We start from the raw sequence: 22,333 nt of genomic DNA, 5'->3' as shown, positions 1-22,333 counted from the left end.
TGACATGACCGCACTCGAGACGACGGAGTCACCCAGCGCGGTGGTCACGCTTTCGGACCTCGACGAGGGAGCCCGCAACCTCAGGTTCCAGCGGTTGCAGGACCGGATGAGCGCCGTATGGGACTCGATGAAGCGGGACCGCGATGATGAGTCCGTGGTGGTCATCCCATCGGTGAGCCTGAATCGCTCGGCCCCGGGGACCGGCAGCATGATGCAGGCCATGGAGGAACGGTCCCTCTTCCTCCTGCTCCTGCTGCGCCAGCCGCGGTTGCGCATGATCTATGTCACCTCGATGCCGATCGATCCGAGGGTCATCGAGTACTACCTCGCCCTGCTGCCGGGCGTCATTCCGAGCCACGCACTCGCACGGTTGACCACGCTCTCGGTGGGCGACTCCTCGGATCGGCCGCTGAGCGAGAAGCTGCTCGAGCGGCCCCGGATGCTGTCGAAGATCGCGAGGCTGATACCCGACAGGGCGTGCAGCCACCTGATCTACTACAACACGACCGCACGCGAACGGGACATCGCCTTGTCCCTCGGCATCCCGATGTACGGCGCCGATCCCCGACTCGCCGACCTGGGCACCAAGACCGGGTGCCGACGGCTGTTCGGTGAGGTCGGAGTCCGATTCCCACTCGGTGTGGAGGACCTGCACACTGTCGACGATGTGGCCGATGCGATCGATGGGATCCTGACCGCTCGGCCGACCGTGGGGCAGGTCATAGTGAAGCTGAACGACGGTGTCTCGGGGGCCGGGAACGCAGTGGTGGACCTGGATGGCGTCACCGCCGTGCCCCAGCCCGCTCGACGCGCGGCGATCCGGGACCGCGTTCAGCAGATGCAGCTGGAGTCGCCGGACCTGTCGTTCGACGCGTATGTCGCCAAGCTCGAATCGGATGGCGGCATCGTCGAGGAACGGATCGTCGGCGAGGAGCTCGTCAGCCCGAGTGTGCAGCTGCGAATTCGACCCGACGGCGTCGTCGAGCTCCTGTCGACCCACGATCAACTGCTGGGCGGCGCCAGCGGCCAGCGGTATCTCGGCTGCACGTTCCCCGCCGACCAGGCGTACTCCCGGCTCATCAGCGGCCCGGCGATGGCGATCGGCGAACGATTGTCCACCGAGGGGGTGCTCGGTCGCTTCGCAGTCGATTTCGTCGTCGTCCGGGATGCCGCAGGCGAGTGGACCGAATACGCCATCGAGCTGAACCTGCGGAAGGGCGGCACGACCCATCCGTTCCTGACCCTCCAGTTCCTGACCGATGGCAGGTACGACGGGCGGTCGGGGCTGTTCCTGACCCCCGAGGGGTCCGTGAAGCACCTGGCGGCGACGGATCATCTCGAGGCCGATGAACTGCGGGCGATCTCGATCGGCGACCTCTTCGACGTGGTGGCCCGGCACGGCCTGCACTTCGACCAGTCCCGGCAGGTCGGCATCGTCTTTCACATGATCAGCTCGATCACAGAGCACGGCCGAGTGGGGATGACCGCCGTCGGCGACACCCCCGAGCAGGCCGTGCGGCTGTACGACCGGGCCCGGGAGCTGCTGCTTGCAGAAGCTCGAGCCGCAGGCCAGGAGCGCGCCCTCCCCGATTGAGGGAAGCTTCTGCTTCGGCTCCATCGCCGGTGTCGGCGGAGTGCGGACTCCCTCTGAGATCGACGCGATCGCGGCGTAGAAGCGCTCCTTCCACAGTCCGCGCCGTCGCGCAAGCCCGTGAGCCGCAGCCCCGGCGGGCGTAGCGTTCTCCGCAGGTCAGCAGGGGAGGCCGACCAATGAGTACTCCGACTACGCTCATCGCCGATCGGTATCGACTGGTGAAGATGCTCGGCGCGGGCGGAATGGGCATCGTCTGGCAGGCGTGGGACGAACGACTGCATCGACCGGTGGCACTCAAGATGCTGCGCACCCAGCCCGAGCTCACCGACCGCGAACGTCAGCTCGCGACGGATCGAGCCATGCGCGAGGCGCGGATCAGCGCCGGGTTGCACCATCCGCACGCTGTGACGGTGTTCGACGTCGTGGAGCACGAGGGGCAGCCCTGCATCGTGATGCAGCTCATCGAGTCGACACCGCTTTCGGACCTGCTTCGCGAGCACGGGACGCTCACTCCCGCGGAGACGGCAAGGATCGGAGCTGAGATCGGGTCGGCGCTGGCGGCGGCGCACAAGATGCGGATCGTGCACAGGGACGTCAAACCCGGGAACATCCTCATCACCGAGGATGGGTCGGCGATGATCAGCGACTTCGGCATCTCGCACGCCCTCGGCGACGCGACCATCACCGCGACCGGCATGATCCACGGCACGCCGGCCTACCTGGCGCCGGAGGTCGCCCGTGGCCAGCCATCGAGCTTCGCGTCGGATGTGTTCTCGCTCGGTTCGACCCTCTACGCGATGCTGGAGGGCTCTCCCCCCTTCGGTGCCGACAAGAACGCCATCGCGCTCCTGCACAGGGTTGCGCGCGGCGGCTATCCGCCGCCCAAGCACGCGGGGTCGCTCGGCCCCCTGCTCTATGAGATGCTCGCGACCAACCCCAAGCGGCGGCCCACGATGGCGTCGATCGCCGCGACGCTGAAGGAGCTTCAGGAGCCGAGGCTCCCGGGGCAGACGCCGTTCCCCTCGGCTGTTCCGATCGAAGACGTCCCGACGCAGCCCATCGGCGGGGATCCGGCTCCGCCGGCGGCGATCCCGGCGGTCGATGCCGCGGCGCCGGCGATCCCGATCGCCCCTGCCGCGGCGCCGGCGATCGGCCCGCCCACGCCGGCGACGGTCCCGGTGGCGGACGCCGCCGCGTCGGCGATCGACTCACCTGGGCCGCTGACGATCCCGGTCGTGGATGCCGCGGCATCCCGCACGCAACAGCAGTCGATCACGCGGCCGACCGTGCCCGCAGATGGGCAGACGCTGCCGGCACCAGCGGGGCAGGACACGACCGGGAAGACGATTCCGGTGGATCAGCCCACGCGCTACGAACCTCCGACGGCCGAGACCGAGCCGCTCGGTCCGCCCGCCTCCGGACCACCGACAGGCCCGCTCGCGACATCCGTGCCCCCTCCCAAGAGCGCCCCTTCGGCCCCGGCCCCGAAACGTCGTCGGCGCGTCGGCGTCGTCGTCGGTGCGCTCGTGCTGATCGGCGCACTGGTGGTAGGCGCCGTGAGCCTCTTCCCCGTCCTCCTGCCGGATGCCGGCCAGGAGGCTGCTCCCCGCGTGAGCCAGAGCCCGGGTGGCGGGCAGACGTCGACCGCTCCCTCTCCCTCGGAGACCGAAGCGGCCGACTCCCCTTCGGCGGCGCCCAGCCCCAGCGCCCCGCCCTCGGAGGAAGAGGAGCCGGAACCGCCCCCGCCGACGGCCGAGGAACGGGTGATCGGCACGGTGACCGGCTACTACGGGATGCTGCCCGGTGATCTCGACAGCGCGTGGCCGCTGATGACCGCGGACTACCAGCAGAATCACGCGGGAGGTCGCGGGGGATACGAGGCGTTCTGGGGCGCGATCGCCGACGTCGAGGTCGCCGATGTCACCGTGCCCGCGCCCGATCGGGCCCAGGCGACGCTCACCTACTACTACCGCGACGGCCGAGTGGTGCAGGAGGTGACGGCCTACCGGTTCGTCGAAGAGGGCGGCGTGCTGAAGATCGCCGAGACCGATGTGCTGAGCAGCTCGCGGCTGTAATAGAAGGCGCGCTCGTCCGAATCCGGGTCCGTATTGCTGAACCCATGGCGCTCGTAGAACCGCTGGGCGTCGACATCGCCCTCGTCGACGTTGATCTCGATCGCGCTGACGCCGTCGGTCGTCGCGTCCGCGAGCAGTCGCTCGATGAGCGCGCCGCCGATGCCTCGGCTCCGCAGCTCCGGCACCACATACAGCTCGTCGAGCAGGGCGACGGGACCCTCGTACCAGACGTTCGGCCTCAGCGTCACGACGGCGATGCCGACAGCGGGTTCGCCTGCGAGCAGCACCCAGGTGACCGCACCCGAGAGGAGCGTGTGCAGGCGGTCGGAGAGCACCTGCACGCCGGGAGTCGCCGCCTCGAACTCGGTGTTGAAGTCGTGCAGGAGCCGGGCGGCGGCCGGGGCATCAGCCGGAGTGGCCCTCCGCACCGAGCGGTCTTTCGAACCCATGCCGCTCATGCTAGCTGCGGGGCCCGAAGCGCGCGAGGAAGGTCGCGACGGCCTCGTCGGCGATGCGATCGAGCTCCGCGGGCGGGACGTGTTCGGCGCCCGCCTGCAGGGTCAGCCGGTTGAGGGGAGCCGCGATCGCCAGCCACGTGAACTGCTCCGCAGCGGTACGCGGCGCATCGGTCGCGATCGCCCCGCGCTCCGCGAGGCGGCGAAAGGCGTGGGCGAGGGTGTCCAGGTTGCGGTCCCAGCTTCTCGCGACGTAATCGCGGGCGACTTCGGGGAACAGGGGCGCTTCGGCGGCGACGAGCGTGCGCATCTGAAGCACGGGGGTGCTCAGGATCGCCGCCTGCAGCACGCGCGCGAATTCCCGGAGGGCGGCTGGGGTGTCCGGCGCCGCCGCCAGCACCTCGGTGTGAGGACGCATGGCATCGCGACCGCGATCGACCCAGTCGGTGACCACCGCGGCGTAGAGCACGCCCTTGGACGGAAACTCCCGGTAGAGCGAGTTCTTAGAGATCCGTGCGGCGGCGGCCACGGCATCCATCGTCGTGCGGGCATAGCCATGCCGGAGGAACTCCGCCCGCGCGATGGCAAGCAGCTCCGCGCCGTCGCTGCCGCGAGGGCGGCCTCGTCGTGCGGTCGCTTCACCGCCCATCGTGCACCCCCTTCAGTACTTGACAGTACTGATTTGTCGACGTACTGTGTAAAAGATACAGTACGGTACTTAATACGACCGAGGGGGCCCGGCATGTGGGCAGTCGGATTGGCGATCTCGGCGGTCGTCGCCTTCATCCTCAGCTCCGCGTACTACGCGCTGGCGCCGCGGCGCGTGCGCGCGGGCCCAAACGACCAATCCGTCCCAGCCGGATCCGCAGACGCCGGATCCGCCGACGAGCGCACGCGGCCATGGCAGATCGCCGTCGAGTTCGTGCGCAGCGCGCTCGTGGCCGGTCTGATGACTGGTCTCCTGCTGGCCGCCGACTGGAGCGGGCCTGCGGCCGGTGCACTGCTCGGGCTCGCGCTGTGGGTGCTGCCGCTCGTGCTGCTCGCCGGATCCGTGGTCTGGGAGAAGGTGCCGGTGCGTTCGGCGCTGCTGCACGCGGGGGACTGGCTCCTCAAGCTCGTCGCCATCGGAGCGATCGTCGGTCTCTTCGTCTGACAGATCGTCGCTGTAGAAAGGAAAGCCATGTCCCAGACACCCCGTCCGCTCGACATCACCTTCACCGCAACCCTCGGCAAGGTGCGAGAGGGAGACACCTGGACGTGCGTGCAGCTTCCCGGTTCCGCCGAGATCTTCGGCACGCGGGGGCTCGTCAAGGTCGCCGGCACCATCGACGACCAGCCCTTCCGCGGAGCTTTCATGGCGCTCGGCGACGGCACGCACAAGCTGCCGGTGACCGCCGCCATCCGGCGTGCGATCGGAAAGGGCGATGGCGACGACGTGATCGTGCGCCTCACAGAGCGGATCAGCTGAGGCCGGCGAGGGCGGAAGAACTCACGGCGCGCTCACAGCCACCGCGGAACAGCCGTGCCCCGGCATCCGTTCTCTTCAGTGGCGCTGCAGCCAGCCGCGCCATACAAGGGAGAAAACGTGTCACAGGACTACCGCAAGACTCCGGAGGCGCTCGCGCGCCTCACCCCGAACCAGTACCGGGTCACCCAGGAGGAGGCCACAGAGCCGGCCTTCCGCAACGAGTACTGGAACAACCACGAGCCGGGCCTCTACGTCGACGTCGTCTCGGGTCAGCCGCTGTTCTCGTCGACCGACAAGTACGACAGCCGCTCGGGGTGGCCGAGTTTCACGCGGCCGCTCGCGCCCGATGCGGTCACCGAGAAGGTCGACCGTACGCTATGGATGAAGCGCACGGAGGTGCGCTCGGCGGGCGCCGACAGTCATCTCGGGCACGTGTTCGATGATGGACCCGCGGATGCCGGCGGCCTGCGCTACTGCATGAACTCGGCGGCGCTGCGATTCGTGCCCGCAGCAGAGCTCGAGGCGCAAGGCTATGGGGAGTACCGAAAGCTGTTCCCGCAGTCGACGAGCACAGTCACCACGAACACGGACACCACGAACACAGACACCACGAACAACGAGGAGCGCGCATCATGACCGACGACGGAAGCATCACCCGCACCCCAGGAACCGAGACCGCCGTTCTGGCGGGCGGCTGTTTCTGGGGCATGGAGGACCTGATCCGCCGGCAGCCGGGCGTGCTCGACACGCGGGTCGGCTACACGGGCGGACGCAACGAGCACGCCACGTACCGCAATCACCCCGGCCACGCGGAGGCGGTGGAGATCGTCTTCGACCCCGCGAAGACCTCGTACCGCGACATCCTCGCGTTCTTCTTCCAGATCCACGACCCGTCGACGCTCAACCGGCAGGGCAACGACATCGGATCGAGCTACCGCTCGGCCATCTTCCCGCTCAGCCCCGAGCAGGAGCAGGTCGCGCGCGACACGATCGCCGATGTGGATGCCTCGGGCCTCTGGCCCGCGAAGGCGGTCACCACCATCGAGCCGGCGGGCCCGTTCTGGCAGGCCGAGCCCGAGCACCAGGACTACCTGATCAAGTACCCCAACGGATACACGTGCCACTTCCCGCGCGCCGGTTGGGTGCTGCCCAAGCGCCAGGAGTCCGCGGCGGTTTAGTCCGGCGCCGGGGTCCGTTCCCCGGCGGTCTGGTTCGGCGCCCGGGCGTCCGATGGCCGGGAGTTGTACGGCCTTGATCCGGATGCGGCCCCGCGCGACCGGTTCGGGAGGAGATCCGGCTTCGGGAGGACGGTTCCGTCGGAATCGGTCCTCCGGACCCGAGACCTCCTCCCGAAGCACCGCGCCCCGCGACTTCCTGTGGCGCCCGAACGGCCGCGCGCGACCCGGTCCGGGAGGAGATCTGGCTTCGGGAGGATGAATCCCCGGGCAATCCGTCCTCCGGGCCCGGATCTCCTCCCGAAGGACCGCGCCCCGTCACTTCCGCTGCGGCGCGAACGGGCGCGCGCGACCCGGTTCGGGAGGAGATCTGGGCTTGGGAGGATCGATCCCGGGGAGTCGGTCCTCCGGAGCCGGGATGTCCTCCCGAAGCACCGCGCCAGCGCCGCGCCCCCGAAGCGCCGCGCCCCGGAAGCACCGCGCCCGCGTGCCTCAGCCCTTGACGCTGCCCGCGGCGAGCCCCGACTGCCAGTAGCGCTGGAGGAAGAGGAACGCGATGATCAGCGGAAGGATCGAGACGAACGACCCCGTGATGACCGTGGAGAACAAGGCCTGCGTTCCACCCCCGGCGGACGCGGCCGCCTGAAGCTGCGCGAGACCCACCGTGATCGGGTACAGCTCAGAGGTGTTCAGCATGATCAGCGGCAGGAAGTAGTTGTTCCAGGTCGCGACGAGCGAGAACAGGAAAACGGTCACGAGGCCGGGCCCGAGCAGCCGCAGGCCGACCTGCCAGAAGATGCGGAACTCGCCGGCGCCGTCGACGCGCGCGGCCTCGATGAGGGTGTCGGGGATCGCGTCCGCTGCGTAGACCCGCATGAGGTAGACGCCGAACGGGCTGACCAGCGACGGGATGATGACGGCCCACGGGGTGTCCGTGAGCCCCGCCTGCGAGAAAAGCAGGTACGTCGGCAGCGCCAGGGCGGTCAGCGGGATCATCACCGCGCCGAGTGTCGCGCTGAAGAGAACCTTCTTCCCCGGGAAGTCGTACTTGGCGAACGCGTAGCCGGCCATCGTCGCCAGGAGCGTGGCCCCGACTGCCGAGACCACCGAGTACACCAGGGTGTTCAGCATCCATCGGATGAAGATCCCGCCGCGGATCGTGAACAGCGTCTGCAGGTTCTCCCAGAGTGAGAACTCCGGGGCGAACCACATGCCGAAGGTGGAGAAGAGCGCCGAATTGTCCTTGGTCGACGACACGAACAGCCACCACAGCGGCAGCACGAAGTAGAGCACGAGCAGCCAGAGCAGCACGGTCAGCAGCAGGCTGCGGCGCTTCTCGGGGGCGTAGCGACGGGCGGGGCGGCGTCGGCCGGTGCCCGCGCCGGTGACCAGTGTGCGCGTCTCTGTCGTGGTCATGACATGCCCCTCTCGCGACGCTCGCGCCGTTGCTCGCCGAGCTGCACGATGTACGACACGATCGCGATGACGAGCCCCAGCAGGAAGGCGACCGCGGCCGCGTAGTTCAGCTCCTGGTTGATGAACGCGAGGTTGTAGGCGTAGTAGTTCGGGGTGAAGGCGTTGGAGATCGCGTCCGGGGCGATCGCGTTGAGCAGGCTCGGCTCTGCGAAGAGCTGGAACGAGCCGATCACCGAGAAGATCACGGTGAGCAGGATCGCGGGCCGGATGGCGGGGATCTTGACGCTCCACGCCAGACGGAACTGGCCGGCACCGTCGATCTCGGCTGCCTCGTACAGCTCCGACGGGATCGACCGCAGGGCCGCGTACATGATGATCATGTTGTAGCCGACGAACTCCCACGTGACGATGTTCATCATCGAGCCCAGGATGTTCTGGGGCGAGAGGAAGTCCGGAGTCCCGAGTCCGACGGAGCGGGCGATCTGGGCGATCGGTCCGAAGTCGGCTCCGTACAGGTAGCCCCACATCAGCGTCGCGACGACGGCGGGCACGGCGTACGGCATGAAGACGAGCAGCCGGATGGCTTTCGAGCCACGGGCGCGGGCGGTGTCGAGCGCGAGGGCGAGGAACAGGGCCAGGCCGAGCATGATCGGCACCTGGATGACGAAGAACAGCCCCACGCGGCCGAGGCTGGCGAGGAACTGAGGATCGCTGAGCGCGCGCGCGTAGTTCGCAAGACCCGCGAAGACCTCGCCGCCGATGAGCTTGCTCTCGAAAAGGCTGAGGTAGCCGGAGTACACGAGCGGCACGACGAGCATCGTGAGGAAGACGACGAAGAAGGGGAGAAGGAAGAGGTAGGCGGCCAGGTACTGCTTGCGTTTGGTGGGACTCGTGTGACGCTTCGGCTTCGCTGGTCTGGAGGGACGCTCGACGGTGAGCGTCGGTGACTGCGACACGGTGGCTCCTTCAATCGATGGATGCGGGGGTATCGATGGATGATGCGGAAATCGATGGATGCCGGGCTCGGCACGGTGGTCGGGCCGGGTAGGGCGCGGAGCGCTCGCCGCTGCTGCGACGAGCGCTCCGCGAGGATTCAGCCGATGGTGCTCATTCGGATGCGCTCACCCGTGCGGGCTCATTCGACCGTGAATCCCTGGTCCTCCGCGTAGCTGACGAGCTGGTCCTGCCAGACATCGAGCGCGGCTGCGATGTCGCCCTTGTCGGCGACGACCGTGCCGATCGTCTCCTCGTACGTGGAGTAGACGTAGTCCATGAACGGCACCCACTGGAAGTCGGTGTCGACGGTCGTCGAGATCTCGGCGAACAGCTTGTTCACTTCCTGGCCCCCGTAGAACTCCGACGCCTGGTCGACGAAGGCGGGGTCTTCGAGCACCGACACCTGCGGCGGGTACAGGAACTGCTCGGTCGCGAGCATCATGGCCGACTCGGGGTCGTTGTTGATGAACTTGGCGAGCTCGTAGGCGGCGATGGGGTTCTTGCTGGAAGCGAGGACGGCGTCGGATGAACCGCCCCAGTTTCCGGAGACCTGCTCACCCTCCGTCCACTGCGGCAGCGGTGCCGCGCGCCAGAGTCCCGCTGTGCCCTCGGCCGTGCCCTGGAGGAACACCGGGGCCCAGGCCGCCGTCAGCCACCCGGCGTACTTCCCGCTGGCGAGGCCCTGGTACCAGGCGTCGTTGAAGTCCACGTCGGTGGAGATCAGGTCGGCCTGAATCAGCTCCGTCCAGTACGTCGCGACCTCCTTGGCCTCGGCGTTGTTGACGTCGATCTTCACCGTCTCCTGGCCGTCGTAGGCGAACGGCTTGATGCCGGCCTGCCAGAAGAAGCCGATCATCTGGCCGGCCTGGGTTGCGCCGAGGTTGGAGATGTACGAGCCGGTCGCGTCCTTGACGGCCTTCGCCGCGGTGGCATACTCCTCGTACGTCGCCGGCGGCTCGGTGATGCCGGCCGCGGTCAGGATGTCCTCCCGGTAGAGGTTTCCCATGGGACCGACGTCTTGCGGGATCGCCCAGACGGCCTCGTCCGGCGAAACCTGGTTCCACGCCCACTCCACGTAGTCGTCGGCCAGGTCGTCGGCCCCGTAGGGCGCGAGGTCGAGGAGCGATTCCGGCAGTACGAAGGAGGGGATGTACTGGTACTCGATCTGCGCGACATCCGGGGCGCCCTCGCCGGCCTCGATGGCGCTGCGCAGCTTCTGGTAGTGAGCGAGACCCTGGCCGACGTTCTCCACCTTCACGTCGATCTCGGGATACTTCTCCTCGAAGAGCGCGACCTCCTTCTCGATTTCCGGGACCCACGTCCAGAAGGTGAGCTCGGTGGGGGTGCTCAATGCCTCATCGATCTGCTCCTGGGTGATGGGGCCGTCCGCTCCCGAGTCCCCGGTGGTCCCGGGTGTGCATCCCGAGAGGACCAGCGCTACGGCGGCGCCGGCCGAGCCCAGCGCCAGCGCTGTTCTTGGTGCTTTCCTCATGTCCATTCCTTCTCTTGGTGGAACCGGGACGCGGCGTCCCGGTCTGCTCATCCGTCGATCAAGGTCAGCGTCGACCATGCGGCGAGGGAGAGATCTGCATCCGCCGGGTGGGCGGTGCCGTTGACCGGATCGCTGACCGGTCGGGCGAGGGTGATCGTGGTCTCGGTCCAGCTCCAGTTGAAGACGAACCACGCACGGCGGCCGTCGGGCAGCAGCCCGGACGAGATCGTGACGGGCGAGGCCACGCCTTCGGCCAGTGCGGAGGCGAGCGGGCCGGGAACGGCCCAGCGCATGAGGTCTGCTGAAAGCGCGGGGGAGGGCAGGCAGCCGACGACGGTGATGCGCCCGTCGCCGTGCGCGTTCGTCGTGACGGCGGGGAAGGCCGAGAACCGCGGATGCCGGTAGGAGACGAGCGCGTCGGCGCCGTCGCTGATGAGCCCGTCGGCCCACATCGTCGCCATCGCGCCGCTGGACGGTTCGAGCGCGCCCAGACCCGTGACCGCAGCGGCGCCCGCACCCGAGCCCTCGACCGGGACCTCGGAGTGCAGATTCGAGAACTCCTCGTAGTGCACGCCGGCCGCTTCGTGCAGCCGGTCGGGGGCGACGGCGACGCGCGCTCGCGCCTCATCGTCGGCGTAGCCGGTGCGGATGCCGATCACGAGGTGCCCACCGACGGCGGCGTAGTCGCGCAGCAGATCGAGGTCCGCATCCGTTGCTGCGTAAAGGGCGGGCGCGACGAGCACCGGGAAGCGGGCCGCCAGTTCTCCGGCTCCCAGATCGCGCGCCTGTCCGGTGTGCAGGATCCGCGCCTGCGCTCCCGCGTCGAGCACGCCGCGATGGAAGGCGTCGAAGATGCGCATGTAGGAGCTGCGGTCGGGATGCCCGTGCGCGTCGGGGAAGGGCGGACTGAACTCCAGCGCGAATCGGCTGTCGGTCGACCACAGGATGGCGACATCGGCATCCGGTTCGAACCCGTCGAGCCGCTCGCCGACCGCGGCGAGCTCGGCACCGAGGACCGAGAGCTCTTGGTAGACCCGTCCGGGAACGAGGCTGTGCGGCAGCACCCCGCCCCAGTAGGTCTCGGTGCCATACGGCAGGCTGTGCCAGTGCCAGTACTCGATCATCGCCGCGCCGCGTGAGATCAGGGCGTAAGCGGCCTGCCGGAGCTGGCCGGGGTACGGCGGCAGATTGAACTCGGGCCCGCCGATCGATGAGGCGTCGGTTTCGGTCACGAGGAAACGTGACTGCTTCGACGAGAACATCCGGTCGGCCTGGCGGAGCAGACCCGCGACACCGGAGGTCGTCCACGGGGTGACGGAGTCGAGCGACGCGGTCGCATCGAGGTGGTCCTGCATCGCGTAGTACGGGTTGCCGGCCGTCACATCGAGGCTGCGGACGAGCGCTTCGTCATCGACCGCCGGCCGCGGGTAGGCGATGCACGTGGTGACGAACTGCCCCGGATGCGCGTACTCGCGCACGATGCCCGCCTGCCAGGCGATGAACTCCGTCGTGAGCTCGGCCTGGTAGCGGCGCCAGGCGAGGTCGTACTGCGGGACGGTGTTTCCGTCCGGCCGCCAAAGGTCGGACCAGTCGCTCAGCCGATGCGACCAGTACGTGAGGCCCCACTCGCGGTTCAGGGTCTCGACGTCGCCGTACGTCGCCTTCAGCCGACGAACGAACCGCTGGAACGAACCGTGATTGTGGAAGAGCAGCATCCCCGGTTCGTTGTCGACCTGGTACCCGATCACCGCGGGGTGGTCGGCATAGCGCGACACCACCGCACGGATCACCCGCTCGGCGTGGAAGAGGAAGGCGGGATGCGAGTAGTCCACCTCCTGGCGTGCACCCCAGGGCATCGGGGCTCGCGACCGCGGCTCGCCCGCGATCTCGGGGTAGGCAGTCTGCAGCCACGGCGGCACCGCATAGGTCGGCGTGCCGAGGATGACGGAGATTCCTCGCTCGTGCGCCCCGTCGAGTACCGGCCGCAGCCAGTCGAGGTCGAATTCGTTGTCGCGCGGTTCCCACGTGGACCACACCGATTCGCCCACGCGGATGACGGAGAAGCTCGCCGCCTTCATCAGGTCGAGGTCGGTGGTAGTCCGATCCTCGAGGTGGTACTCGGCGTAGTAGGCCGCTCCGAAGAGAATCCGGCTGGGGCTGTACGGCGGGTTCGCTGCCATGCGATGCGTCACTCCGTTGTCTCGCGGGGCCGCCTGCGGAGGACGGTTGCGAGGAAACTATCGGGGTTTGTTACCGGTAACAAGACTTCGTTACCGGTTTGTTACCGGTAACAACGATGTAAGCGCCGGGCCGGGCGGCGCCACCAAGCCGCACCACGGGCCGGTCCCGGGTCAGCCGCGCGCGGGACCGGTGGACTCGCGCAGGATGAATTCGGCGGTCGCGAGCGGCGCGGGCTGCACCGACGGCCCCTCGATCAGCCGCAGCAGCCGGCGGAATGCCGCGCGTCCCTGCAGGTCGAAGTCCAGACGGACGGTGGTGAGCGGCGGGCGGTAGTAGCCCGCCTCGGGGATGTCGTCGAACCCCGTGACGCTGACATCCCCCGGCACGTGCAATCCCCGGCGCTCGAGGGCGAGCATGGCGCCCAGGGCCATCTGGTCGTTCGCGACCACGAGGGCGGTGGCTCCGAGATGTGCTGGAAGGCGCTCGGCGGCGCGAAACCCGGACTCGGCCGACCAGTCACCGTGCGCCGTCCCGAGCGATGTGATGCCGTGCGCGGCGAGGGCCCGCTCGTAGGAGAGCTCGCGATTGCGCGCGGACACCCAGCCGAGCGGCCCCGCGATGTGGAAGAACCGCCGATGGCCGAGCGAGACCAGGTGGTCGACCACCAGCCGCAGGCCGACGAAATTGCGCGTGGCGGGGTGACCGCCGATCGCATCGTCGTCCTCGGCTTCGATGAGGGTGGGAACGCGGATCGACGCGTCGTCGAACGCCCGCGTCATCACGTCGGTCGAGGTGAATGCCAGGAGACCCGCGATGTCCTGCTGCATGATCAGGACGAGGGCCTCCTGCACCGCTTCGGGGTCCTCCACATCGAGCGTGACGATGTCGAGCAGGTAACCGGCCTCGCGGGCGCCGGCGCTCGCGCCCTCCACGATCTTGCTGGGGCCCACCTGACCGATCTCCTGCGTGAGCGCTCCGACGCGGTGCGAGCGGCTGGTGGCGAGGGTGCGTGCCGTCATGTTGGGCCGGTAGTCCAGAACCTGGAGGGCGCGCGCCACGCGCTCCCGCGTTTCCGGCCGGATGCCGGGGAACCCCCGCAGGTGACGGCTGACGGTCTGATGCGACACCCCGGCGAGACGGGCGACATCGTAGATGGTCGCCGGCTTGGACGACGGCGTGCCCGACGCCGCGCGCACGGCATCCGCCGACTCGTACTCGCCCATCCGATGCACCCCGATCCGCCCCCGCGTCCACCGCGCCTGCAATACGGCGTCGGTGGTAGGGACTCTACCCGGCGACGTCGGGGCGCTCGCGAACCGGATCCGGCAGGCGGACGGCAACCCCCTTGTCGTGCGTAGAACCCGGTGACAGCATGAGCGGGTTCGTGCGGGACCGAAGATCCGACCACGCCATACCGAGAAGGCGAATAGGGGACAGCATGTGGGGAACCCTCGCGTTCGGTGCCATCGCATCGAGTGCACTGATCATCGGTGCCGCCATAGGGGTGCGTTTCGAGCTTCCCAAGCGGCTCCTCGCGATCATGCTGTCGTTCGCCGCCGGGGCGCTCATCACGGCGCTGAGCTTCGAGCTCTTCGAGGACTCCTACGAGCGCGGCGGCATCTGGCTCGCAGCCGGAGGCCTGTTCGCAGGGGCCATCGTCTTCACCGTGCTGAGCGCACTGCTCGACCGCTGGGCACAGGCGGGCTCCTCCCGCCCGGCCGACGAGTACCCGGGCAGCGCCAAGCTCGATACGGATGCCGCGGCGGAGGATCGCCCTGCGACCGCGGCGACGAAACGGGGAGCCGCCGGGCTCGCGCTGCTGGCGGCTGTCACCCTCGACGGCGTTCCGGAGAACCTGGCCCTCGGCATCTCGCTGACCGAAGGCACCGGGGGCATCGCGCTGCTGGCGGCCATCTTCGTCTCCAACTTCCCAGAGGCCCTCGTCGGAGCGGCATCCATGAAGGAGCAGGGCCGCTCGACCGCGCAGGTGCTCGGCCTGTGGACGGCGTGCGCGGTGCTGCTCACGCTCGCCGTCGTCGTCGGCGCCGAACTGCTCGTGGGCAGCGACCCCGCGGTGGTCTCGCTGCCCCTGGCCTTCGCCGCCGGAGCCGTCATCGCCTCGCTCGCCGACACCCTGATGCCCGAGGCGTTCGAGCACGGCGGTCCGGCCGTGGCGCTGAGCACCGCGGCCGGTTTCGTGCTGTCCTTCGTGCTGTCGCTCGCGTGAGCGCGGTCGGTCAGCGAGGGTCTTCGCCGAACAGCGGAACGAGCTTGTCCAGTGACTGCTCGAGACCCTGCCGCGACAGCTCGATCGGCTCCGGGGTCGTGTACCCGCTCTCCCGCACCGTCATCCGCGTGCGCCCATCGCCGAGCTCGTCGAACGAAATGGCGTGGTGCACCACCGCGGGCACGCCCGGCGGCGCTCCGGCCGCCTGCGGATCGAGTGGCAGGCCTTCGGCATCCGAGAAGCGGAATTCGAACTCGAGCCGCCGCGGCTCCACGATGAGCGTGTAGGTCCACGCACTGAACATCTCGGGGAAACCGAGCTCGGGCGCGGCCATCGATACCACGGAGGTGCCGCCGACCCGCACGTCCATCCGGGCGGTGGGGCACGTGAATCCCGTAGGGCCCCACCACCGGTGCAGCAGCTCCGGGTCGGTCCAGGATCTCCACGCCTCGGCGGGGGCCGCCGGGAGGTCGCGCACCGCCACGAGTTCGAGTTCGCCCGGGGGAGGCGTTTCGGCTGTCATGCCCCCGACGATATTCCTCGCGACTGCCAGCCGGAAGGCCTCCTGTCGGCGCGGAGGGGAATGATTCCCCGGACGTTCTTCCGCTCGACACCACCGCCGCCTAGCGTGGGAGCACCGTCGGCAATGTCGCACACGAAGGAGCCCCATGCCCCGTTCCGCTCGATTCCGCCCGTTCCTGGCCACCGCCGCGTCGGGCGCCCTTGTTCTCGCCGCCCTCGCGGGAGCAGGTCCCGCCTCGGCCTCGTCCGCGGTTCCGGCCACGCTCCCGGCTCGGGCGCATGGGCTGGGCGACCTCATCTACCAGCAGAAGCCGCTGCGGGTCGCGACCTACAATCTGTCGCTCAACCGGGGTGCCGCCGGCCAGCTCGTCACCGACCTGTCCACGCCGGATGATGAGCAGGCGAAGACGGTGGCGGAGGTGATCCAGCGCGCCGCCCCGGACATCGTGCTGCTCAACGAGTTCGACTACGTCGAGGCGGGGGTCGCGGTCGACCTCTTCCGGCAGAACTACCTGCAGGTGTCGCAGAACGGCGCGCCGGCGGTCTCCTACCCGTATGCGTTCGTCGCACCGTCGAACACGGGCCTCCCGAGCGGGTACGACTTGAACAACGACGGCACGGTGGGCGGCGGAGACGACGCCTTCGGCTTCGGCCTGTTCCCCGGTCAGTACGGCATGGTCGTGCTCTCCAGGCACCCGATCCAGACCGAGAACGTGCGCACCTTCCAGAACTTCCTGTGGAGGGACATGCCCGGTGCGCTGGTGCCGGACGACCCGGCCACGGCCGCGCCGAACGACTGGTTCACACCCGAAGAGCTCGCGGTCGTGCGGCTCTCGAGCAAGTCCCACTGGGACGTTCCCGTCACGGTGGGGCCCCATACGGTGCACGTGCTCGCGTCGCATCCGACCCCGCCCACCTTCGACGGGCCGGAGGACCGCAACGGTCGCCGCAATCACGATGAGATCCGGTTCTGGGCGGACTACATCTCGTCTCCGCGGTCCGGGTACATCGTCGATGACGCGGGCCGGAAGGGCGGACTCACGCTGAAGGATTCCTTCGTCATCCTCGGCGATCAGAACGCCGACCCCCGGGACGGCGACTCGGTGGATACCGCCATCGACCAGCTGCTGGAGAACTGGCGCATCCAGGATCCGCTGCCCACGTCGTCCGGGGCGGTCGAGGCGTCGGCCGTGCAGGGTGGCGCGAATGCGACCCATCAGGGTGATCCGAAGTACGACACGGCGGACTTCGCCGACACCGCGCCCGGAAACCTCCGCGCCGACTACGTGCTTCCCTCGCGGGCCCTTCGCGTCACGGACGCCGGCGTGTTCTGGCCCGAGCAGGCCGACCCGCTGTTCCGGTTGACGGGCGTCTTCCCGTTCCCGAGCAGCGATCACCGGCTGGTGTGGGTCGACGTGCGGGTTCCCCGCTTCCGACTCTAGGAGTCGCAGGCGGGCGCGAGTGTTGTCAATGGGTATCATCGCCCGCGCCGCCCCCGTACGGTGACCGCATGGCGGTGACACAGCTGTGGCTGGTACGACACGGGGAGAGCGTGGGGAACGAGGCCGCCACGCGCGCGGACCTCGAGGGCCTCGACGTCATCCCCCTCGACATCCGGGATGCCGACGTTCCTCTCTCCCACACGGGCGAGGACCAGGCGGACGCCCTGGGCACATGGCTCGCGGAACATCGATCAGCCATCGACGTGTTCTGGGTGTCGCCGTACATGCGAGCCCGTCAGACGCTCGCCATCGCCCTCGGTGACAGTCCGTCGCCGGCCGCCGTCGCGGTGGACGAACGGCTGCGTGACCGCGAGCTCGGCATCCTCGATCTGCTCACCAGGCGGGGCGTTGCGCGCCTTCACCCAGAAGAGGCCGAGCGACGCAGGCACCTCGGCAAGTTCTACCACCGGCCGCCCGGCGGCGAGTCATGGGCGGATGTCGCGCTGCGGCTTCGTTCGTTTCTGAGCGACGCGCTGGCGGGGCCTGGCGGGAGCGCCCTCGTCGTCGCCCACGACGCGATCGTGATGCTCTTCCTGTACCTGCTGCTGCCGATGGAAGAGGAGCAGCTGCTGGCGTTCGCGGCATCCCACACCGTGCTGAATGCGTCGGTGACGCACCTCGTGCGCACGGACGCCGGATGGGAGCTCGCCGAGTTCTCGGAGGTCGGACACCTCCAGCGCGAAGGCGCCCGCGTCACGGTGCACCCCGGGAACCCCGATGTCCAGCCCGACTGACGTGACGCCCGCACTCCTCCGGGAGTGGGGGCTGCCGGATCCGGGCGACTCCAAGAAGTCGAGGGGCAGGGTGATGGTGGTCGGCGGATCGCGGCGCTCACCCGGTGCCGTGCTGCTGGCGGGCGAGGCTGCCCTGCGGGTCGGCGCCGGCCGTCTCGGGCTGGTCGTCTCGGCGTCTGTCGAGGGCCAGCTCGGGGTGCAGATGCCCGAGGCCGCGGTGCTTCCCCTTCCGGAGAGGGCGACCGATCCCATCGAGGGCGGCCTCCGCGAGGAGCTCGCATCAGCGGACGCGGTGCTGGTGGGACCGGGCTTCGACGACGCCGACGAGACGCGTGACACCCTGCTCGCCGTCGCCGATGCCGGCCTGAGCTGTCTCGTGCTCGACGCGTATGCGCTCGGCGTTCTGCCGGGCATCGATCGCGGCCGGCTGCCGGCGACCCTGATGCTCAATCCCAATGTCGAAGAGGCTGCGATCCTGCTCGAGCGCGAACCGGGGGAGGACCGGGTAGCCGATCTGGTCGAGATCGCCCGGCGCTACGACGCCGTTGTCAACTGCTACGGCCTGGTGGTCACGGCCGCGGGGGAGTCGTGGAACGTACCAGGTGGCGGACCGGGGCTCGGCACGTCGGGCAGCGGCGACGTGCTCGCGGGCGCGATCGCCGGTTTCGCCGCACGCGGGGTGGATGCCGCGCGCGCGGCAGTGTGGGGAAGCTGGGCGCACGCCCGCGCCGGCGACCGCCTCACCGAGCGCACAGGCATCGGATTCCTGGCACGGGAGATCCCGCCCGAGCTCACGCTGGCCGTGCGCGAGGCGCTGGGCTGAGCGCGCTCGCCCGATCCGTTGCCTTCCCGCGCCGCGGCGAGCAGAATGCCCGCGTGGCTACTCGAATGGGCGAACTGATGGCGGGCATCCTGCCCGAGCTCCGGATGCATGCGATCGACAAGTGGATCCGGGCGGAGTCCGACGGAGAGGTGATCGTCGACACCCGGCGCGCGGTCGTCGTGTGGGAGCCGCGGCGGGTCGTCCCCTGCTATGCCGTGCCCGACGAGCACATCGCCGGAGAACTGGTGCCCTACGAGGGACCGGTCGGGGCAGAGCACGGTGTGCGGATCGGCGCGGACGGGCCGCCCGTGCTCGATCCGAGTACCCCGTTCACCGTCCACTCGTGTCCGGGGACTCCCCTGAGCATCCGCACCGCGTCCGGCGAGCTGTCCGGAGCGGCGTTCCGGCCGGACGACCCGGACCTCTCGGGATACGTCGTGCTCGACTGGTCCGCCTTCACGCAGTGGTACGAAGAGGAGCAGCCGGTTCTCGGCCACCCGCACGACCCGTTCGACCGCATCGACTGCCTCCCGAGCACGCGGCACGTCATCGTCTCCCTGAACGGGCGCGTCCTGGCCGACAGCTCCGCACCCACGCTGCTGTTCGAGACGCCGCTGCCCATGCGCTTCTACCTGCCGCGGGAAGACGTGCGCATGGAGCTGCTGCGGGCGAGCGAGCGCCACACCGTCTGCGCCTACAAGGGCCTCGCGTCATACTGGAGCGCCGAGATCGACGGCGTCTCGTCGCCGGACGTCGCCTGGTCCTACGAGCATCCCCTGCACGACGCGCTCCCGGTCGCAGGCCTCATCGCCTTCCTGACCGAACGGCTCGATCTGAACGTGGACGGCGTCGACATCGAGCGGCCCGTCACCCCGTGGTCGTGACGGATGTGCGGATTCCCCCCGGGTCGCAAGCCCCTCGCGTCACCCCGACGTTGAGGGCAGGCTTGGGTTCTCTCCGCACGACTCGTCGAAGTGAAAGGACCTTCACGCTCATGGACAGAAACGCCGAAAAGCCCAGCCAGGCCGAGGGCGAAGATCCGGATCGCCCCGCGGACGCGTCGGTCGAGCCCATCGACGGCCACCCCTCACAGGCCGAGGGCGAGGACCCGGACCGTCCGGCCGAGTCCGAGGGCGAGGATGTGACGTCGGCGGACTACGACGACTGACAGGACGGGCTCCACCCCGACCTGAACGTGCGTCAGGCGCGGCCCTTCAGGATCATGTGCCAGTAGACCCACGGCAGGATGTGCCGATCGAACACCCAGGTGAGCCGGCGTTCCCGGTACAGCGTTCTCCAGAACGGGATCGTGGGCCGCAGTCGATACCGGTCGTCGAACTCGGCGAACACGACGCTCGAGCGCGACACCGTGAACGGGCACACCGAATAGCCGTCGTACTGCGTGCTCGGCTCTTCGCCGTTCAGCACCGCAAGGAGGTTCTGCGCGAGTGTGAGCGTCTGCTTTCGCAGGGCCCCGCCCGACTTCGAGTTCGTGGTCGCCGCCGCATCTCCGAGCGACCACACGTTCGGGTACCGGACGTGCCGCAGGGTGCGCGGGTCGACCTCGACGAAGCCGTCCGCGCTGTCGGGGGAGGGGAGACTGCTCCTCTTGATCCACCCCGGTGCAGACTGCGGCGGCACGACATTGAGAACGTCGTAGTTCACCCGATCGGCGCGGCCTCCGCCGATCCTGCGCAGCACGACGGCCTGCGCGTCGGGGTCGACCCCGATCAGCTCGGTCTCGAAGTGCACCTCGATGCCGTACTCCTCGATCTTCCGTTCGAGCTCGCGATCGATCTCGGGGATGCCGAACAGGGTCGCGTCGGGTACGACGAGAACGACGCGGATGTCCTTCAGCACACCGGTGGCCCGCCAGTAGTCGCAGGCGAGGTACATCGGCTTCTGGGAGGCGCCGGCGCAGGTGGCGGGCCCCGGTGGCTGCGTGAAGACGGCGGTTCCCCGGCGCAAGCCACGCAGCAGCTCCGACGATTTCACGGCCAGTTCGATCGCGTAGTGCGAGGCGCCGGCGGGCGAGTGCATGGCTGAAGGCAGACCGGGGACGGCATCCCAGTCCTTGTGGATGCCCGGGCAGACGATGACGTGGTCATACGTGAGGCGACGTCCGGTGGCGAGCATCAGAGCGCTGGATTCGGGTTCGATCCCGACAGCGGAGTCCTTGATCCACTCGACGCCCTTCGGCAGCGCCTTCTCCTGCGGCCGCACGGCCATGCTCGCGCGTGCCGTTCCGCCCGCGACGTGCGAGAAGAGCGGCTGGTAGAGGTGGTGCTCCCGCGGTTCGACCACCGCGATGTCCTCCACCCCGTAGCGACGCAGCCGCCCCGCGACCGAAAGCCCCGCGTTGCCGCCGCCGATCACCAGGACGCGATGATGATCGTCCCGATGTGCGCTCTCCGTCGACCCATGAAGCTTCGGCATGCGCCGACGATAGGTGAGGACGGCGACGCCCGCCATGGCTTGCGCGGGGCACGGGCTCGCGGTAGAAGCACTTCGGGCAGGGTGCCGGATGCCGCCATCCGTGCTCCCCGGCGGGAGGCGATGGCCAAATACACGGAGACCCCACATTCGGCGGCGGAAAGGAGGAGGATGAGGGCAACAGCCGCCCCGACGCTGGGAGAATCGCCATGGGCAGGTTCACCTACGACGCAATCGTCAAGATCGACTTCGAGGACCGTCTGCTCGCGCACCTGCAGGTCGTCATCGGGGCGAAGCTGCGCCGTGGCGAATCGTTCCACTTCTCGTGGAAGGACGACCAGAGCATCGGCGACGGGCGGACGACGGTGTGGGTCCATCCGCGGTGCTCGATCGCCTACAAGTTCTACGGCGGCGGCCGGCCGCAGATCAATCGCGCCTGGGTCGACGCGCTGATGTTCACGGCGAATTCGCCGGCGGGGCTCTATGTCGTGCCCGAACCGCCCGAAGACCATCACGCCGTCGACACGGGTCACCTGCACATCGGGCCCCCGCAGGCCCTCTGATGTGAGGGCACACGAAGTGACTTCCTACCGGCCGCTCATCCCTGATGTCCGCTGGCCGTCCGTCGGCACCCGCCCGTCGTAGCCGTTCTGCACCACCGTCGGACCGGTGGGCGGAAAGTGGGCGATGTGCGTCGGCCGCTCGCTTCCGCGGCGCTGCTCGGTCCATCGGATGAGGTCATCGAGCGCGTCGAAGGCCGTGGCGTAGCGGGTCTGCAGGTGGACAGGCTGGAGCCATTCGACCTCGACATGGCATTCGTCCGGCTCGTGCAGCCGCGCGACGGTGTATCCCGGGTCGCCCGGTCCGAAGACGTGGTTCTCGATCTGCCACCGCGTATCGTCGACGCGACGCAGCTCGAAGGCATCGGACGACATCGTCCGGTGCATCTCAACCACCGGGCCATACTTCGATGACGCCCGTGCGCAGCAGCTCCTCGCGCAGCGCGTCCTCGAACTCGTCGGCCGCATCCATCAGGTCGTCCTCCGCAAGGGAATTCGTCCAGGAACGGCCAGGGTCGCTGTCTTTCCTCTTCACAGCTCCGTTGTCCACCGCGCTCACCTCGTCGTCGTAGCAGTGGCAGGGCTTTCGACTCTGCGTACCCATTGTGCGACGACGAGCGCGTGCACGTCGGGGGGTTGACAGAAGCCGACTCGGTGGTTCGGCGCGTCGAGGCGACTCC

General features: G+C 68.9%; 24 protein-coding genes. 13 read left to right on the top strand and 11 right to left on the bottom strand.

What is annotated here, in order from left to right:
• Positions 1–4: 4 nt before the first annotated feature.
• Together ACPW96_RS00880 and ACPW96_RS00875 are read left to right on the top strand one after the other, a co-directional pair.
• The gene (locus tag ACPW96_RS00880; protein ID WP_425881667.1) at positions 5–1,594 is read left to right on the top strand and encodes a peptide ligase PGM1-related protein; all 1,590 of its coding nucleotides are present in this window, start codon (positions 5–7) and stop codon (positions 1,592–1,594) included.
• 176 nt (positions 1,595–1,770) lie between these two features.
• Positions 1,771–3,669, top strand: coding sequence for a serine/threonine-protein kinase (locus ACPW96_RS00875; RefSeq protein WP_425881666.1), 1,899 nt, complete (start codon positions 1,771–1,773; stop codon positions 3,667–3,669).
• Here the strand turns inward: ACPW96_RS00875 and ACPW96_RS00870 are convergent.
• Both ACPW96_RS00870 and ACPW96_RS00865 read right to left on the bottom strand, forming a co-directional pair.
• Positions 3,597–4,118: a GNAT family N-acetyltransferase gene (locus tag ACPW96_RS00870; RefSeq protein ID WP_425881665.1), complete on the bottom strand. Its 522-nt coding sequence runs from the start codon at positions 4,116–4,118 to the stop codon at positions 3,597–3,599. The genes ACPW96_RS00875 and ACPW96_RS00870 overlap by 73 nt on opposite strands.
• Positions 4,119–4,128: 10 nt before the next feature.
• Entirely contained in the window at positions 4,129–4,773 is a 645-nt protein-coding gene (locus ACPW96_RS00865; protein ID WP_425822585.1) for a TetR/AcrR family transcriptional regulator, read from the bottom strand.
• A gap of 93 nt (positions 4,774–4,866) precedes the next feature.
• On the opposite strand from ACPW96_RS00865, the gene ACPW96_RS00860 reads away from it, so the two are divergent.
• The 4 genes from ACPW96_RS00860 (at position 4,867) to msrA (ending at position 6,770) form a co-directional block, all read left to right on the top strand.
• Positions 4,867–5,277, top strand: coding sequence for a DUF1761 domain-containing protein (locus ACPW96_RS00860; RefSeq protein ID WP_425822587.1), 411 nt, complete (start codon positions 4,867–4,869; stop codon positions 5,275–5,277).
• Between the two features lie 27 nt (positions 5,278–5,304).
• Entirely contained in the window at positions 5,305–5,592 is a 288-nt protein-coding gene (locus ACPW96_RS00855) for a DUF1905 domain-containing protein (RefSeq protein WP_425822589.1), read from the top strand.
• Positions 5,593–5,709: 117 nt separating this feature from the next.
• Positions 5,710–6,228 (top strand): peptide-methionine (R)-S-oxide reductase MsrB, encoded by a 519-nt coding sequence (gene msrB / locus ACPW96_RS00850; protein WP_425822591.1) that lies wholly within the window; start codon positions 5,710–5,712, stop codon positions 6,226–6,228.
• Complete coding sequence (gene msrA / locus ACPW96_RS00845; RefSeq protein ID WP_425822593.1) at positions 6,225–6,770, top strand: peptide-methionine (S)-S-oxide reductase MsrA; 546 nt, start codon at positions 6,225–6,227, stop codon at positions 6,768–6,770. The genes msrB and msrA overlap by 4 nt, the downstream gene beginning before the upstream one ends.
• Positions 6,771–7,259: 489 nt before the next feature.
• On the opposite strand, the gene ACPW96_RS00840 is transcribed toward msrA, so the two are convergent.
• The 5 genes from ACPW96_RS00840 to ACPW96_RS00820 form a co-directional block, all read right to left on the bottom strand.
• Entirely contained in the window at positions 7,260–8,183 is a 924-nt protein-coding gene (locus ACPW96_RS00840) for a carbohydrate ABC transporter permease (protein ID WP_425822595.1), read from the bottom strand.
• Complete coding sequence (locus ACPW96_RS00835; RefSeq protein WP_425881664.1) at positions 8,180–9,139, bottom strand: carbohydrate ABC transporter permease; 960 nt, start codon at positions 9,137–9,139, stop codon at positions 8,180–8,182. The genes ACPW96_RS00840 and ACPW96_RS00835 overlap by 4 nt, the downstream gene beginning before the upstream one ends.
• 179 nt (positions 9,140–9,318) lie before the next feature.
• Entirely contained in the window at positions 9,319–10,671 is a 1,353-nt protein-coding gene (locus tag ACPW96_RS00830; protein WP_425881663.1) for an ABC transporter substrate-binding protein, read from the bottom strand.
• 47 nt (positions 10,672–10,718) lie between these two features.
• Positions 10,719–12,851 carry a beta-galactosidase gene (locus ACPW96_RS00825; RefSeq protein ID WP_425881662.1) on the bottom strand — a complete coding sequence of 711 codons (2,133 nt, stop codon included), beginning with the start codon at positions 12,849–12,851 and terminating at the stop codon, positions 10,719–10,721.
• A gap of 171 nt (positions 12,852–13,022) precedes the next feature.
• On the bottom strand, positions 13,023–14,075 hold the full coding sequence (locus ACPW96_RS00820) for a LacI family DNA-binding transcriptional regulator (protein ID WP_425822601.1): 1,053 nt from the start codon (positions 14,073–14,075) through the stop codon (positions 13,023–13,025).
• 215 nt (positions 14,076–14,290) lie between these two features.
• Here ACPW96_RS00820 and ACPW96_RS00815 point away from each other — a divergent pair, with 215 nt between their 5' ends.
• Positions 14,291–15,079, top strand: coding sequence for a ZIP family metal transporter (locus tag ACPW96_RS00815; protein WP_425822603.1), 789 nt, complete (start codon positions 14,291–14,293; stop codon positions 15,077–15,079).
• 10 nt (positions 15,080–15,089) lie between these two features.
• On the opposite strand, the gene ACPW96_RS00810 is transcribed toward ACPW96_RS00815, so the two are convergent.
• Positions 15,090–15,602: an SRPBCC family protein gene (locus tag ACPW96_RS00810; protein WP_425881661.1), complete on the bottom strand. Its 513-nt coding sequence runs from the start codon at positions 15,600–15,602 to the stop codon at positions 15,090–15,092.
• A gap of 145 nt (positions 15,603–15,747) precedes the next feature.
• Between ACPW96_RS00810 and ACPW96_RS00805 the strand changes: the two genes are divergently transcribed.
• The 5 genes from ACPW96_RS00805 (at position 15,748) to ACPW96_RS00785 (ending at position 19,828) form a co-directional block, all read left to right on the top strand.
• Positions 15,748–17,043 carry an endonuclease/exonuclease/phosphatase family protein gene (locus tag ACPW96_RS00805; RefSeq protein ID WP_425881660.1) on the top strand — a complete coding sequence of 432 codons (1,296 nt, stop codon included), beginning with the start codon at positions 15,748–15,750 and terminating at the stop codon, positions 17,041–17,043.
• Positions 17,044–17,111: 68 nt separating this feature from the next.
• Complete coding sequence (locus ACPW96_RS00800) at positions 17,112–17,837, top strand: histidine phosphatase family protein (RefSeq protein ID WP_425822609.1); 726 nt, start codon at positions 17,112–17,114, stop codon at positions 17,835–17,837.
• The gene (locus tag ACPW96_RS00795) at positions 17,821–18,660 is read left to right on the top strand and encodes an ADP-dependent NAD(P)H-hydrate dehydratase (protein WP_425881659.1); all 840 of its coding nucleotides are present in this window, start codon (positions 17,821–17,823) and stop codon (positions 18,658–18,660) included. The genes ACPW96_RS00800 and ACPW96_RS00795 overlap by 17 nt, the downstream gene beginning before the upstream one ends.
• A gap of 53 nt (positions 18,661–18,713) precedes the next feature.
• Entirely contained in the window at positions 18,714–19,544 is an 831-nt protein-coding gene (locus ACPW96_RS00790) for a DUF427 domain-containing protein (protein ID WP_425881658.1), read from the top strand.
• A gap of 110 nt (positions 19,545–19,654) precedes the next feature.
• Positions 19,655–19,828, top strand: coding sequence for a hypothetical protein (locus ACPW96_RS00785; protein WP_425822615.1), 174 nt, complete (start codon positions 19,655–19,657; stop codon positions 19,826–19,828).
• Between the two features lie 32 nt (positions 19,829–19,860).
• On the opposite strand, the gene ACPW96_RS00780 is transcribed toward ACPW96_RS00785, so the two are convergent.
• Positions 19,861–21,096, bottom strand: coding sequence for an NAD(P)/FAD-dependent oxidoreductase (locus ACPW96_RS00780; RefSeq protein WP_425822617.1), 1,236 nt, complete (start codon positions 21,094–21,096; stop codon positions 19,861–19,863).
• Positions 21,097–21,302: 206 nt separating this feature from the next.
• Between ACPW96_RS00780 and ACPW96_RS00775 the strand changes: the two genes are divergently transcribed.
• The gene (locus tag ACPW96_RS00775) at positions 21,303–21,656 is read left to right on the top strand and encodes a hypothetical protein (RefSeq protein WP_425881657.1); all 354 of its coding nucleotides are present in this window, start codon (positions 21,303–21,305) and stop codon (positions 21,654–21,656) included.
• 24 nt (positions 21,657–21,680) lie between these two features.
• Here ACPW96_RS00775 and ACPW96_RS00770 read toward each other — a convergent pair whose 3' ends face one another.
• Together ACPW96_RS00770 and ACPW96_RS00765 are read right to left on the bottom strand one after the other, a co-directional pair.
• On the bottom strand, positions 21,681–22,049 hold the full coding sequence (locus ACPW96_RS00770) for a hypothetical protein (protein ID WP_425881656.1): 369 nt from the start codon (positions 22,047–22,049) through the stop codon (positions 21,681–21,683).
• Complete coding sequence (locus ACPW96_RS00765; protein ID WP_425881655.1) at positions 22,042–22,203, bottom strand: hypothetical protein; 162 nt, start codon at positions 22,201–22,203, stop codon at positions 22,042–22,044. The genes ACPW96_RS00770 and ACPW96_RS00765 overlap by 8 nt, the downstream gene beginning before the upstream one ends.
• Between the last annotated feature and the right edge of the window lie 130 nt (positions 22,204–22,333).

Source organism: Micromonospora sp. DT81.3 (assembly GCF_049847225.1).
Taxonomy (GTDB): Bacteria; Actinomycetota; Actinomycetes; order Actinomycetales; family Microbacteriaceae; genus Microbacterium.
The sequence above is the reverse complement of the archived record's forward strand: the minus strand, read 5'-3'. Positions and strand labels throughout refer to the sequence as shown.

Excerpts from the sequence above, each read along its gene's own strand:
- ACPW96_RS00880 (WP_425881667.1), top strand. The coding sequence starts at position 5 with ATGACCGCACTCGAGACGACGGAGTCACCCAGCGCGGTGGTCACGCTT.
- ACPW96_RS00875 (WP_425881666.1), top strand. The coding sequence starts at position 1,771 with ATGAGTACTCCGACTACGCTCATCGCCGATCGGTATCGACTGGTGAAG.
- ACPW96_RS00870 (WP_425881665.1), bottom strand. The coding sequence starts at position 4,118 with ATGGGTTCGAAAGACCGCTCGGTGCGGAGGGCCACTCCGGCTGATGCC.
- ACPW96_RS00865 (WP_425822585.1), bottom strand. The coding sequence starts at position 4,773 with ATGGGCGGTGAAGCGACCGCACGACGAGGCCGCCCTCGCGGCAGCGAC.
- ACPW96_RS00860 (WP_425822587.1), top strand. The coding sequence starts at position 4,867 with ATGTGGGCAGTCGGATTGGCGATCTCGGCGGTCGTCGCCTTCATCCTC.
- ACPW96_RS00855 (WP_425822589.1), top strand. The coding sequence starts at position 5,305 with ATGTCCCAGACACCCCGTCCGCTCGACATCACCTTCACCGCAACCCTC.
- msrA (WP_425822593.1), top strand. The coding sequence starts at position 6,225 with ATGACCGACGACGGAAGCATCACCCGCACCCCAGGAACCGAGACCGCC.
- ACPW96_RS00840 (WP_425822595.1), bottom strand. The coding sequence starts at position 8,183 with ATGACCACGACAGAGACGCGCACACTGGTCACCGGCGCGGGCACCGGC.
- ACPW96_RS00830 (WP_425881663.1), bottom strand. The coding sequence starts at position 10,671 with ATGAGGAAAGCACCAAGAACAGCGCTGGCGCTGGGCTCGGCCGGCGCC.
- ACPW96_RS00825 (WP_425881662.1), bottom strand. The coding sequence starts at position 12,851 with ATGGCAGCGAACCCGCCGTACAGCCCCAGCCGGATTCTCTTCGGAGCG.
- ACPW96_RS00820 (WP_425822601.1), bottom strand. The coding sequence starts at position 14,075 with ATGGGCGAGTACGAGTCGGCGGATGCCGTGCGCGCGGCGTCGGGCACG.
- ACPW96_RS00815 (WP_425822603.1), top strand. The coding sequence starts at position 14,291 with ATGTGGGGAACCCTCGCGTTCGGTGCCATCGCATCGAGTGCACTGATC.
- ACPW96_RS00810 (WP_425881661.1), bottom strand. The coding sequence starts at position 15,602 with ATGACAGCCGAAACGCCTCCCCCGGGCGAACTCGAACTCGTGGCGGTG.
- ACPW96_RS00805 (WP_425881660.1), top strand. The coding sequence starts at position 15,748 with ATGCCCCGTTCCGCTCGATTCCGCCCGTTCCTGGCCACCGCCGCGTCG.
- ACPW96_RS00800 (WP_425822609.1), top strand. The coding sequence starts at position 17,112 with ATGGCGGTGACACAGCTGTGGCTGGTACGACACGGGGAGAGCGTGGGG.
- ACPW96_RS00795 (WP_425881659.1), top strand. The coding sequence starts at position 17,821 with ATGTCCAGCCCGACTGACGTGACGCCCGCACTCCTCCGGGAGTGGGGG.
- ACPW96_RS00785 (WP_425822615.1), top strand. The coding sequence starts at position 19,655 with ATGGACAGAAACGCCGAAAAGCCCAGCCAGGCCGAGGGCGAAGATCCG.
- ACPW96_RS00780 (WP_425822617.1), bottom strand. The coding sequence starts at position 21,096 with ATGCCGAAGCTTCATGGGTCGACGGAGAGCGCACATCGGGACGATCAT.
- ACPW96_RS00775 (WP_425881657.1), top strand. The coding sequence starts at position 21,303 with ATGGGCAGGTTCACCTACGACGCAATCGTCAAGATCGACTTCGAGGAC.